Here is a 12,161-nt window from a genome sequence, read left to right on the forward strand (position 1 = left end):
GGGTCCGGCCCTTCGCATCTGCGTTCCGGTTACGGAAGTGCGCTGCCGCGGGAATAGACTGGGATAATTAACGGGTCGTGAGGGGTGCTTCATTGGAAGAACGTTCGACGTCGGCGCCAACGGCCGACGGTGGTGAAGGTCCGGGCCAGGGTCCGCAGACCGGTCTGGTAGCGTCCGGGCGCCCGGACGCAGGCGTGCCGGTTGACAGTTCCGGGTTCCGTCCGACCTTCCCCGGACGCCGCGAACGCACAAGGTCCAGGCTCGCCCGCCTGACCGGCCGCGGCACGGCGACGTATTCACCCATACTCGAACCGTTGCTCCGCACCGTCAGGGCGAACAATCCCAAAGAGGACTTCGACCTCATCCAGCGTGCCTTCGTCGTGGCGGAACAGAGCCACCGGGGGCAGAAGCGCAAGAGCGGCGATCCGTACATCACCCACCCCGTCGCGGTGGCCACCATCCTGGCGGAACTGGGCCTGAGCGGCACGACGCTGGCAGCCGCCCTCCTGCACGACACTGTTGAAGATACGCCGTACACGCTGGCGGACCTAAAGAGGGACTTCGGCCCCGAGGTGGCCATGCTCGTCGACGGCGTCACAAAGCTGGACAAGGTGAGCTTCGGTGAAGCCGCACAGTCCGAAACGGTCCGCAAGATGGTCGTGGCGATGGCCAAGGACATCCGGGTGCTCATGATCAAGCTCGCCGACCGGCTGCATAATGCCCGCACCTGGCGCTTCGTATCGGCTGAGTCTTCGGCGCGCAAAGCCCGCGAGACGCTGGAAATTTTCGCGCCGCTGGCACACCGGCTCGGCATGAACACCATCAAGTGGGAACTCGAAGACCTGTCCTTCGCAGCGCTTTACCCGAAGGTGTACGAGGAAATAGTGCGCATGGTGGGGGACCGGACGCCGGAGCGGGAGAAGAGCCTGAGCGTTATCCGGAACCAGATCACCGAAGATCTCCGGACCGCGAAGATCAAGGCCACCATCACGGGCCGGCCCAAGCACTACTACTCGATCTACCAGAAGATGATTGTCCGCGACAAGGACTTCGACGACATCAACGACCTCATGGGCGTCCGGGTCCTGGTGGACTCCGTCCGTGACTGTTACGCAGCCCTTGGCACGCTGCATTCGCGCTGGAACCCGCTCCCGGGGCGGTTCAAGGACTACATCGCGATGCCCAAGTTCAATATGTACCAGTCCCTGCATACCACGGTGATCGGGCCTGGCGGCAAGCCGGTGGAGATCCAGATCCGCACCCATGAGATGCACCGCCGCGCCGAGTACGGTGTCGCGGCGCACTGGAAGTACAAGGACCAGCCGAACAGGACGGCCGCCGGCCCCGGAAGCCCCCGTGACGGCGACATGGGGTGGCTGCGGTCCCTCGTTGACTGGCAGCAGGAAACGTCCGATCCCGGCGAATTCCTGGACTCCCTGCGGTTCGAAATCAACGCCCGCGAAGTTTTTGTGTTTACGCCCAAGGGCGAGGTCATGGCACTGCCGGCCGGGTCGACCCCCGTGGACTTCGCTTACGCTGTCCACACTGAAGTGGGCCACCGGACCATCGGCGCCAGGGTCAACGGCAAGCTGGTTCCGCTTAACAGTGAACTCAACCATGGCGACTGGGTGGAAATCTTCACCTCCAAGGCTGAAGGCGCCGGACCCAGCCAGGACTGGCAGCATTTTGTTAAGAGCGCCCGCGCGCGCAACAAGATCAGGCAGTGGTTCAGCAAGGAGCGCCGCGAAGAGGCCATTGACCGCGGCAAGGAACTCCTCACAAAGGCGATGCGCAAGCAGAACCTTCCCCTGCAGCGGCTGATGACCCATGACGCCCTCGCCGAAGTGGCCGAGCACTTCAAGTACGTGGACATCTCCGGGCTCTACGCCGGTGTGGGCGATGGGCACACCTCGGCCCAGTCCGTGATGGAACGGCTTGTGGAGACCCTTGGCGGCAATGAGGGCCCGGAGGATGACCTGACAGAGGTCAGCATCCCCACGCAGGTCAGCAAGACGAAGTACTCCGACTCCGGCGTGATTGTCCGGGGCGTGGGCGACGTGTGGGTCAAGCTTGCCCGTTGCTGCACGCCGGTACCCCCGGATCCCATCCTGGGGTTCGTGACCAGGGGATCCGGAGTATCGGTTCACCGTACGGACTGCACGAACGTTTCGGACCTGAAAGACCAGCCGGACCGGATCGTAGAGGTGGAATGGGCGCCCACCCAGTCCAGCGTCTTCCTTGTGGAGATCCAGGTGGAGGCGCTAGACCGGAAGTCGCTGCTCTCCGACGTCACCCGCATCCTCTCCGAAAACCACGTGAATATCCTGGCCGCCAGTGTGCACACCTCGACGGACCGGGTGGCCATCTCGAAGTTCGCCTTCGAAATGGGCGATCCCAAGTATCTGAGCCATGTGCTCAGCGCCGTGCGGCGCATCGACGGCGTGTTCGATGTGTACCGCACAACCGGAAACCGCCGGCGCAGCTAACTGCCGGCCGCGCCGGCTGGCATGCTCTGCCACCCGGACAGGCATGCTGCTAGCCGGGCTGGGCCCGCAGGGCAGCGAGTTTTTCCAGTGCCGCCTTCTTGTGCGGAACCCGGGGAGTGGCTTCGACGGCGAGGGTCAGCAGCCGCAGCCTGACGTCCAGTTCGGGGGTCGACAGCATTTTCCGGAGCGCCGGCAGTGCCCGCTCTGCATCCACGTGCAGCGCGATATCCAATGCGGTCCGCAGCGGGCTGGAAACCATCAGGCCGCCCAGGCTGACAACGTCAAACGGACCGAGCCGCACTTCGTGCAGGGTGCAGCCGCGGGTCGACCTCAGGCTGGAGACACGCCGGGTGGCATCCACGAGGAGCGCAAGCCGGTCCGGCTCCCCGGCGCAGCCGTAAATCCACGCCGCTGTCATCCGCCCCGCAACCACCCGCTGCCGGATAGCCGGCGGCACGGCGAAGGAGGCCGCGCGGGCGCGCAGTTGGGGCGTGGCGGCAGTTCCGGGGAGCATGTACCCGCGCTGATACAGCTGGCTCAGAATGCCGTCTGCAGCCATGGCCTGCAGCTCCGGCCACGAGAACACGCGGCCGGGTGAATACAGTTCTGCGGACCCGATATCTGTGCGTCCGGATGCTGCAGGCCGGGAATTGGCGGGGGCGGGGAACGAGTTAGCCATTCAGCTATCTTTTCCTGCCGCCTTAAACCGGTACAGGCCCCGCTGCGGCTATGTGGATAACCGGAACGGGGCCTGTACGCTGAGCCTGACTGGCTACGACAGTTCGCTGGCCGAGCGCGAGATCTGGTCAAGCCATGCCTGGCGGGCCTCCAGGGCTTCCTGGGCGGCCTTGATCTTACGCTGGTCGCCAGCCTGCTCCGCCTTCGCGAGGTCTTCCTTCAGCCCGGCGATGGCGGCTTCCAGCTGGGAAAGTGCGCTGTTGGTCCGCGCCTTGGTCTCCGGGTTGGACCGCTTCCAGTTTTCGTCTTCGGCGTGGCGGACGGCGTCCTCCACCTTCCGAAGTCCGGCTTCGATCCGGCCCATGTCCGCACGGGGAACCTTGCCGGCTTCCTCCCAGCGGTCACGGATGGACTGGAGGGCCTTCTTGGCGGCAGCCAGGTCCGTGATGGGCAGCAGGGCGTTCGCCTCGACCAGGAGGGCTTCCTTCACGGTCAGGTTTGCGCCGTACTCCTGGTCGATCTCATCGTTGGCAGCCTGCCGCGAGGTGAAGAACACGTCCTGGGCGGCGCGGAAGCGGGCCCAGAGTGCGTCGTCGTCCTTGCGGCTGGCCCGCGGCGAGGCCTTCCATTCGTCCATCAGGCGCCGGTATTCACCCGCGGCAAAACCCCAGTCCGTTGAGGAGGACAGTGCCTCGGCTTCAGCGATCAGCTTTTCCTTCGCGGCCTTGGCTGCGGAGTTGTTGCTGTCCAGCTGGGAGAAGTAGGCCCGGCGGTGGCGGTCGAAGACCGTCCGCGCTGCCCTGAACCGCTTCCAGAGGGCGTCCTCGTTGCTGCGGCCCAGCCGCACGCCGTTCTTCTGTGCCGCTTTCCAGCTTTCGAAGAGCTCGTTCATGCGGGCGCTGGAAGTCTTCCACTGGATTTGCGCGGGGTCGTGGCCGGAAATTTCTTCCGCCTCCGCAACGATCGCTTCGCGTGCGGCCAGCTCGGCGGCACGCACGGCGTCATGTTCGGCTTTTTCGGCCTTCTCAAGTTCCGCGATCTGCGTGGACAACGTATCGAGACGGGCTTCGGCGGCGCGGAGATCGCCCACCATGTTGCGTTCCGCCAGCTGCTCGCGCAGGTGCGTCACGGTCTTCTGCATATCGGTGGTGGGGGCCTTGGAGCCCACCCGCTGTTCGAGCAGGACAATCTGGGCCACGACGTCATCGTACTTGCGCGCGAAGTAGCCAAGGGCTTCCTCGTCGCTGACGTCCGGGTACTGACCGACCGGGTGTTCTTCGCCGTCGATGGTCAGGAACACGTGTCCGTCGCCTTCAACGCGGCCCCAGCGTGCGGCTTCGGCCAGGGAGGCAGCCGAGGAAACAGGAGCGGGGACGGGCACCGCAGGAGAGGACGCTGCCTTCGGCCGCGCCGCGAAGGCTGCCGGCGAGGGCGCCGGACGGGCTGCCGGACGCGGTGCCGGGGACGCAGCGGCGGTGGCTTCTGCCTCCGGGGCTGCGTCTGCGGCCTCTGCCGGAGCGGCGGGTGCCTCGGCCGCGGGGGCGTCTTCGGCGGGTGCCTCAGCCTCCGGTGCGGAAACTTCCTGGGTAGCGGACTGCGCCTCTGCCGTAGCCTCGGGAGCTGCTTCGTTGCCAGCTGCCTGTGCGTCGTCAGCCACCTGAGCCACGGTCTCGGCTTCTTCGGAGGTTGCTGTTACTGTTTCGTCGGATTTCTGACTGTCTGTCACCGCTAAAAGTCTTTCGCTTGGAGGGAAATACCAGCACCCGCAGCGTGGAGGCCGGGGCTGGTTACTTCAGAGAGAACGAGTCTATCGTGACTGGTTCCGCAGGAGCGCCGTCTGTTGCGCTTGCGCCCGTCTTAATACCGCCGGCGGCGATCTTGGTCACCACATCGAGGCCGGAGGTCACTTTGCCCACCACCGTGTATCCGCCGGCTTCATCGGCCGGGATGACGGTGTCTTTGTAGACGATGAAGAACTGGGTGCCGTTCCCGTAGGCGTTGCCGCCGGTCCGCGCCACTGCAATCGTTCCGGCCGGATAGTTGTTGTCCGCCGGCGTGTTTTCCAGCGGGCCCCAGGTGTACGCGGGATCGCCCTGTCCGTCACCTGTCTTCGATCCGCACTGCAGGACGCCGAACGTTTCGCCTGTGGTCAGCCGGTGGCAGCTGATGCCGTTGTAATAGTTTTCGTCGGCTAGGGACTTGAAGACCGCCGCTGCCTGCGGTGCCTTCGTTCCGTCCAGCTCAACGCCCAGGGCGCCGCCATTCAGTTTGAGCTCGCCGGTGAACATTTTGCCCGCCGCGGTCTCGGGTTTGGGGATGTTGGGGCCGTTCGTGGCGGACGGTGCGGGCGACGCCGAGGGGCTGGTCAGGCCGGCCTGCGCGGCCGCGTATTCCTCTTCGGAGGGGTTGCCGGCGAACACAGTGAGCTGGAGGACGACGGCGAGCACCACGGCGCCTGCGCCGGCGCTGACAGCGATGATGTTGTCGCGCCTGCGGCGTTTCTCCTGGTGCCGACGCAGCTCGCGTTTCGCTTCCATTTGCAGGATGCGCCGCTTTGCTTCGCGGGCGCTCCGTGAACTGGCCGCCAAAAGTCCTCCTGGTTGTCGGGCCGGCCAGTCGAACGGGCCATGGGCGACGTCCGGTGTCCGGCAGCAAGCGGCAGGCGATGCTCCGGGGCCGCTCCATTAGAGTTGCCGGCGCCGAAAGCATAAACTGACTGCCGCACATAGTTTATGCATGACTGGCTGGACTCCCGCCCTAACCGCCGCTTTTGACCGCATGGCGGAACCCGAATGCCGGGTAAGGGACGTCAGCCTTCTGTTACCTGAGGAGAAAATCCACCATGGCACGCACCGCCTCCCTGTCCGGATTCCCCGAGTGGCTTCCCGAGGAGCGGCTGGTGGAGCTGCATGTGCTGGACACCCTGCGGCGGGTTTTTGAGCTGCACGGCTTCTCCTCGATCGAAACCCGTGCCGTGGAAACGGTGGGCCAGCTGCTCCGCAAGGGCGACATCGACAAGGAGGTGTACGGCCTTAGCCGCCTGCAGGAGGACGAAGAGGAATCAAGGGCCGCCAAGGGCGACCACCACTCTCTGGCCCTGCACTTTGACCTGACGGTGCCGTTCGCCCGGTACGTCGTCGAAAACGCCGGATACCTCGCCTTCCCGTTCCGCCGGTACCAGATCCAGAAGGTGTGGCGCGGCGAGCGGCCGCAGGAGGGCCGCGCCCGCGAATTCACGCAGGCGGATATCGACATCGTCGGCGACGGCGAGCTGCCGTTCCGCTACGACGTCGAAATCGCCCTGGTGATCGCTGAAGCCCTCAGCGCCCTCCCGATTCCTGACTTCCGCTTGCGCATCAACAACCGCAAGCTGGCCGAAGGCTTCTACCGCGGAATCGGACTGACCGATACCGCCGGAGTCCTGCGGAGCATCGACAAGCTCGAGAAGATCGGCCCTGCCAAGGTGGCCGATCTGCTCAAGACCGAGTTGGGGGCGTCCGAGGAACAGGCGCAGGCCGCCCTGAGCCTGGCCGGCATCCGCACCGAGGACACCTCCTTCGTTGAGAAAGTCCGTGCCCTGGGCGTGAAGGACGAGCTGCTGGATGAGGGCCTGAACGAGCTGGAGCAGGTCATTGCCGCCGCGGTCCAGCGTGCGCCCGGAAAGGTGGTGGCGGACCTCAGCATCGCCCGCGGCCTGGACTACTACACCGGAACCGTGGTGGAAACCGTGCTGGTGGGCCACGAACAGCTTGGCTCCATCTGCTCCGGCGGGCGCTACGACGCATTGGCAAGCAAGGGAAACCGGAAGTTCCCGGGCGTCGGCCTGTCCATCGGCGTCACCCGCCTGGTCTCCAGGATCCTGAGCCAGGAACTGGCGCAGGCCACGCGTTCGGTGCCGACCGCAGTGCTGGTCGCCCTGAACAGCGACGACAGCTGGGGCGCGGCACAGGACGTCGCCGCGCAGCTTCGCTCCCGCGGAATTTCCACCGAGGTGGCCGCCAAAGCGGAAAAATTCGGCAAGCAGATCAAGTTCGCCGACCGCCGGGGCATCCCGTTCGTCTGGTTTACGGACGACGACGGAAAGCACCAGGTGAAGGACATCCGGTCCGGCGAACAGACGGACGCCGACCCCGCTTCCTGGACGCCGGCCGAAGAGGACCTGCACGTCCGGATCCGCAAGGCCTGAGCGGCCTTAGGCGGCTTTAAGGGCTGGGCTGCCGCTTCCGGAGCTTCAGTACCAGGAACCGGCCGGCAATCCCGGCGGCCAGCACCGCTGCCATGCCCGCAACCGAGGCAAACGGCAGCGTAACGGCCAGGAGCAGGCACCCCGCGAATCCCGCAGCGTTCATCCATCGGGGTGCGGTCGCCGGCCGCTCGGCCAGGGTGAAGGCGGCAGCATTGGTCACGGAGTAGTAGATCAGCACGCCGAAACTGGAGAATCCCACCACGGTGAGGACGTCCGTGGTGATGAGCAGGGCAACCACCGCGGCGGCCACGGAGAGCTCAGCGACGACCGGAACAGTGTGGCGTCCGCCCACCCGGGCCAGGGGCGCGGGGAGGTCGCGCTCCCGGGCCATGGCCAGCGCAGTGCGGCCCACTCCGGTAATCAGGGCGAGCAGGGCTCCCAGACATGCGGCGGCTGCGCCGGCTTGGACCAGGGGGCTGCCTGCGCGGAGGCCGGAGAACACGACGGCGTCCAGCAGTGGCGACGCTGATCCGGCCAACCGCTGCGGGGACAGGTGCCAAAGCAGCAGCACGGCGAGTCCCAGGTAGATCACGAAGGCAGCGGCCAGTGCGGCCAGTATCGCCCGCGGAATGGTACGGGTGGGATCTTTGACTTCCTCGCCCAGCGTGGCGATCCGGGCGTACCCGGCAAAGGCGAAGAACATCAGCCCGGCGGCCGGGAGGATTCCCCAGGCGCTGCCGGTGCTTTCCGCCGACACGCCCGGCTCCGGATGGGGGCCCATCAGGCCCGCAACCGCGACAAACACCAGGGTGGCGAGAACAATGCCTAGCAGGACCCTGGTCAGCAGCGCTGTGCGGGTGATACCCATGAGGTTGACAGCCGTCAGCACTGCGACGGCGGCAACGGCCACGGGCGTGGCATAGTCCGGGGCCGCGTAGTAGCCAAAAGTCAGGGCCATGGCCGCGCACGAAGCAGTTTTTCCGGTGACAAAACCCCAGCCGGCAACAAATCCCGGCCATTCGCCCAGCTGCTTGCGGCCGTAAACGTAGGTGCCTCCGCTGGCCGGGTATTTGGCCGCCAGCTGGGCGGAGGCGACGGCGTTGCAGTAGGCAATCGCGCCGGCGATCAGCACGGAAACAATCATGAGCCGGCCGGCCAGTGCGGTGGCAGGGGAGAAGACGACGAACACGCCGGCGCCGAGCATGGAGCCGAGCCCGATTGCTGTGGCGTCAAACACTCCGAGCCGTCGCTGTAGCCGCTGATGGGTCTGCATGGCGGAAGTAAAGCCTCTCCAACGGGTAAACTCGAACGGGACTGTTCCCTAACGGTCCCATTGAACATCATCTCTGTATTCCTGCTGTCTCCCTAAGAAAGGCGTGCTGTGCTGCGCACACATGACCTCGGATCCCTTCGCTCCGAGCACATTGGACAAACCGTAACCCTGGCCGGCTGGGTGGGCCGGCGTCGTGATCACGGTGGTGTGGCATTCGTTGACCTTCGCGATGCCTCGGGCGTCTCCCAGGTGGTCGTCCGCGAAGAAGAGGTCTTCCACGGACTCCGCAATGAGTACGTCCTGCAGGTCATCGGCACCGTTTCTCAGCGTCCGGAGGGCAACGAAAACCCGGCGCTGGCCACCGGCCAGATCGAGGTCATCGCCGAGAAGGTGACCATCCTCAACACCTCCGATCCGCTGCCCTTCCAGATCGACGAGCACGTCGAGGTGGGTGAGGAAGCCCGCCTCAAGCACCGCTACCTCGACCTGCGCCGCCCGGGCCCCGCCCGCAACATGCGCCTGCGCTCGGAGGCCAACCGCGTGGCCCGCGAACTGCTCCACCGCGACGGTTACGTCGAAATCGAAACACCCACCCTCACGCGCTCGACGCCGGAAGGCGCCCGCGACTTCGTGGTCCCCGCACGCCTCGCGCCGGGTTCCTGGTACGCGCTGCCGCAGTCACCGCAGCTTTTCAAGCAGCTCCTGCAGGTGGGCGGGTTTGAGAAGTACTACCAGATCGCGCGCTGCTACCGCGACGAGGACTTCCGTGCAGACCGCCAGCCGGAATTCACCCAGCTGGACATCGAAGCGAGCTTCGTGGAGCAGGATGACATCATTTCGCTCGGCGAAAGCATCGTCAAAGCCCTGTGGCAGCTGATCGATGTCGAGATTCCGACGCCCATCCAGCGCATCACCTACGCCGACGCGATGGCACGCTACGGCTCGGACAAGCCGGACCTGCGCTTCGGCCTGGAGCTGACCGAGCTCACCGAGTTCTTCAAGGACACCAACTTCGGCGTGTTCAAGGCGCCCTACGTCGGTGCCGTCGTCATGCCGGGCGGAGCCTCGCAGGCCCGCCGCGCGCTGGACGCCTGGCAGGAATGGGCCAAGCAGCGCGGGGCCAAGGGCCTCGCCTACGTCCTCTTCAAGGAAGACGGCGAACTGGCCGGTCCCGTGGCCAAGAACCTCACGGATACCGAGCGCGCCGGCCTCGCCGACGCCGTCGGTGCCAAGCCCGGAGACTGCATCTTCTTTGCCGCCGGCGAGAAGACGCCTTCCCGCGCCCTCCTCGGTGCCGCCCGCGTCGAAATCGGACACCGCACCGGCCTGATCAACCCCGCCGACTGGGCATTCTGCTGGGTCGTGGATGCGCCGATGTTTGAACCCGCCGCAGCCGCTGTGGCCTCGGGCGACGTCGCCGTCGGTGCCGGCCAGTGGACCGCAGTCCACCACGCCTTCACCTCGCCCAAGCCGGAATTCATGGATTCGTTCGACAAGGACCCGGAGTCCGCGTTGTCCTACGCCTACGACATTGTCTGCAACGGCAACGAGATCGGCGGCGGCTCCATCCGTATCCACGAACGTGACGTCCAGGAGCGTGTCTTCGAACTCATGGGCCTGGACAAGGCGGATGCCGAGACGAAGTTCGGTTTCCTCCTGGAAGGCTTCAAGTTCGGCGCTCCGCCGCACGGCGGCATTGCCTTCGGCTGGGACCGCGTAGTGGCACTGCTGGCCGGCGTGGAATCGATCCGCGACGTCATCGCCTTCCCCAAGTCCGGCGGCGGCTACGACCCGCTGACCCAGGCTCCCGCGCCGATCACCGCGCAGCAGCGCAAGGAAGCCGGCGTCGACTTCAAGCCCGAGGCAAAGAAGACGGATCCCGGCGCCACGAAGGCCTGATCTGCCGAGGCACGGACACCAGCAAGAGGCTCCCCGGGACAACCGGGGAGCCTCTTGCCGTTGACATAGGAGGGAGCCGCATGGCTCGCATCGCACTGTCTGACATTGAATCCGCCATGGACGCCGCCTGGCCCGCCCCCGACCGGGAAGAATCCGGCGGCTGGGTGCTGCGTGCCGCGGGCGGCGTGACCCAGCGGGCCAACTCGGTCTGGCCGCGTTCGGAGCCTTCCGGCACCCGGCACGACCGCGTGGCCTGGCTCCGGGATGCCCGGGCCTGGTACCGCAGCCGCCGGCTTCCGGTGATCTTCCAGGTCTTCGATGACTCACGCAGTACCGCTCTGAACGCTGTCCTCGACGAGGAAGGCTTCACCCGGCAGTCGGAGACCCTGGTCCTGGTCCGCGACGCCGGCGCGGAGCCCGCATCCGCTGACGAAGCGCCTGACGGCGGCGTTGAACTTTCGGCAGAGCCGTCGGCTGAATGGCTGCGGCTCTGGTGGAGTGTGGACGGCCGCGGTGGCGAGGAGTCCCTCGCCACCGCCCGCGGCATCCTCGAAGGCTGCCGGTCGCTGTACGCCCTGGTGCGGGACGACAACGGCGTGCCCGCCGCCGTCGGGCGCCTTGCCGTTCCGTCCGGCTCGGAGGGCGGCCTGTACGCCATGGCCACCCGTCCTGATGCCCGGCGCCGCGGCTACGCGAGCCGGGTTCTGCGGACCTTGCTGCGTGAAGGTGACGCCCGGGGCCTCAGCGGTTACTGGCTGCTGGTGACGGCGGCCAATGCCGGTGCCCGGGAGCTCTATGCCCGTTCGGGATTCACGGAAGCCGGACGCTACTACTACCGGCAGGAACGGCCCAAGCGGCACCTGACCGGCTGCTAGGTTCCTTCGGCCGCATGGCTTTCGGAGTAACCGTCACGCTTGCACCGGAGGATTCGGCGCAGCAACGGGCGGGTTAAGCCGGCGGGTCGGTCACCAGGATCCGGACCGAGCACGCGGCGGCCGCAGCCTGCTTCACCACAGAAGCGCGCGGGTCCGGGACGTCCAGGAACGGCAGCCGGGACAGCGCCGCGTAGCGTTTCAGCGCGGGTTCCGCGAGGACCTGCTCGGCCAGGGCGCGGTCGCCGCCCGGCGCCAGATATTCGATCCGGTGCTCCGCGAAGATCCGGTCGGCGTGCCCGGCGACCGCCTCCACCAGGGCGTCCGCCTGGTTGGTGCGGCGCCGGGCGAACCGCTGCTGGGACCCGCCGCCCGCAGCGGTCCTGGACTGGATGTGGCGGGTGCCGGTTTTCGAGGCCAGCGCGGCGCCGTCACGGACCGCCGCCACTGAATAACCGCCCCGGCGGACAAGCACCAGCCCGAGCGTCCGGGACTGCGCCGCCAGCGACGCCATCCGCGCTACGCCGTCGCCGCCGCGGCCGGGCCGTCCGTCCGCCGGCCACGGCGGCTGCAACAGCGCCACGGCACCGTCCGCGGCGGACAGCTGCAGGCCGCCGTCGAGCTCTTCTTCGACCAGGGGGCCGTGGCTTGCGGCAAACCGCTCCACCCACCCCGGTAGCCGTTCACCGGAGACGAATGCCACACGGGACTCTGGGGTAGTCATGGCGTGGTTCTCCGTTGTTAGTGGCGTCCTGAACTAGAAGTAG

9 protein-coding genes are annotated in these 12,161 nt (G+C 66.6%); 4 read left to right on the top strand and 5 right to left on the bottom strand.

Going from position 1 to position 12,161, the window contains the following annotated elements; genetic code table 11:
• The first annotated feature begins 92 nt into the window (after positions 1–92).
• Positions 93–2,486 carry a bifunctional (p)ppGpp synthetase/guanosine-3',5'-bis(diphosphate) 3'-pyrophosphohydrolase gene (locus tag JOE31_RS11345; RefSeq protein WP_011692141.1) on the top strand — a complete coding sequence of 798 codons (2,394 nt, stop codon included), beginning with the start codon at positions 93–95 and terminating at the stop codon, positions 2,484–2,486.
• Positions 2,487–2,535: 49 nt separating this feature from the next.
• Here the strand turns inward: JOE31_RS11345 and JOE31_RS11350 are convergent, their stop codons facing one another.
• The 3 genes from JOE31_RS11350 to JOE31_RS11360 form a co-directional block, all read right to left on the bottom strand.
• Positions 2,536–3,165: a type IV toxin-antitoxin system AbiEi family antitoxin gene (locus JOE31_RS11350; RefSeq protein ID WP_209744390.1), complete on the bottom strand. Its 630-nt coding sequence runs from the start codon at positions 3,163–3,165 to the stop codon at positions 2,536–2,538.
• Between the two features lie 93 nt (positions 3,166–3,258).
• Positions 3,259–4,890, bottom strand: coding sequence for a DUF349 domain-containing protein (locus JOE31_RS11355; protein WP_209744393.1), 1,632 nt, complete (start codon positions 4,888–4,890; stop codon positions 3,259–3,261).
• 61 nt (positions 4,891–4,951) lie between these two features.
• The gene (locus JOE31_RS11360) at positions 4,952–5,752 is read right to left on the bottom strand and encodes a peptidylprolyl isomerase (protein ID WP_209744396.1); all 801 of its coding nucleotides are present in this window, start codon (positions 5,750–5,752) and stop codon (positions 4,952–4,954) included.
• A 254-nt stretch (positions 5,753–6,006) separates the two neighbouring features.
• On the opposite strand from JOE31_RS11360, the gene hisS reads away from it, so the two are divergent.
• The gene (gene hisS / locus JOE31_RS11365) at positions 6,007–7,350 is read left to right on the top strand and encodes a histidine--tRNA ligase (RefSeq protein ID WP_209744398.1); all 1,344 of its coding nucleotides are present in this window, start codon (positions 6,007–6,009) and stop codon (positions 7,348–7,350) included.
• Positions 7,351–7,366: 16 nt separating this feature from the next.
• On the opposite strand, the gene JOE31_RS11370 is transcribed toward hisS, so the two are convergent.
• Complete coding sequence (locus JOE31_RS11370; RefSeq protein ID WP_209744400.1) at positions 7,367–8,623, bottom strand: APC family permease; 1,257 nt, start codon at positions 8,621–8,623, stop codon at positions 7,367–7,369.
• A gap of 108 nt (positions 8,624–8,731) precedes the next feature.
• Here JOE31_RS11370 and aspS point away from each other — a divergent pair, with 108 nt between their 5' ends.
• Entirely contained in the window at positions 8,732–10,522 is a 1,791-nt protein-coding gene (gene aspS / locus JOE31_RS11375) for an aspartate--tRNA ligase (RefSeq protein WP_209744402.1), read from the top strand.
• Positions 10,523–10,602: 80 nt separating this feature from the next.
• Complete coding sequence (locus tag JOE31_RS11380) at positions 10,603–11,397, top strand: GNAT family N-acetyltransferase (RefSeq protein WP_209744404.1); 795 nt, start codon at positions 10,603–10,605, stop codon at positions 11,395–11,397.
• 73 nt (positions 11,398–11,470) lie between these two features.
• Here JOE31_RS11380 and JOE31_RS11385 read toward each other — a convergent pair whose 3' ends face one another.
• Positions 11,471–12,118, bottom strand: a complete 648-nt coding sequence (locus JOE31_RS11385) for an acVLRF1 family peptidyl-tRNA hydrolase (RefSeq protein ID WP_209744406.1) — start codon at positions 12,116–12,118, stop codon at positions 11,471–11,473.
• Positions 12,119–12,161 lie beyond the last annotated feature (43 nt).

This window comes from Arthrobacter sp. PvP023 (genome assembly GCF_017832975.1).
Classification (GTDB): domain Bacteria; phylum Actinomycetota; class Actinomycetes; order Actinomycetales; family Micrococcaceae; genus Arthrobacter.

Coding starts and splice junctions, on each gene's coding strand:
- JOE31_RS11350 (WP_209744390.1), bottom strand. CDS start 3,165: ATGGCTAACTCGTTCCCCGCCCCCGCCAATTCCCGGCCTGCAGCATCC.
- hisS (WP_209744398.1), top strand. CDS start 6,007: ATGGCACGCACCGCCTCCCTGTCCGGATTCCCCGAGTGGCTTCCCGAG.
- JOE31_RS11370 (WP_209744400.1), bottom strand. CDS start 8,623: ATGCAGACCCATCAGCGGCTACAGCGACGGCTCGGAGTGTTTGACGCC.
- JOE31_RS11380 (WP_209744404.1), top strand. CDS start 10,603: ATGGCTCGCATCGCACTGTCTGACATTGAATCCGCCATGGACGCCGCC.
- JOE31_RS11385 (WP_209744406.1), bottom strand. CDS start 12,118: ATGACTACCCCAGAGTCCCGTGTGGCATTCGTCTCCGGTGAACGGCTA.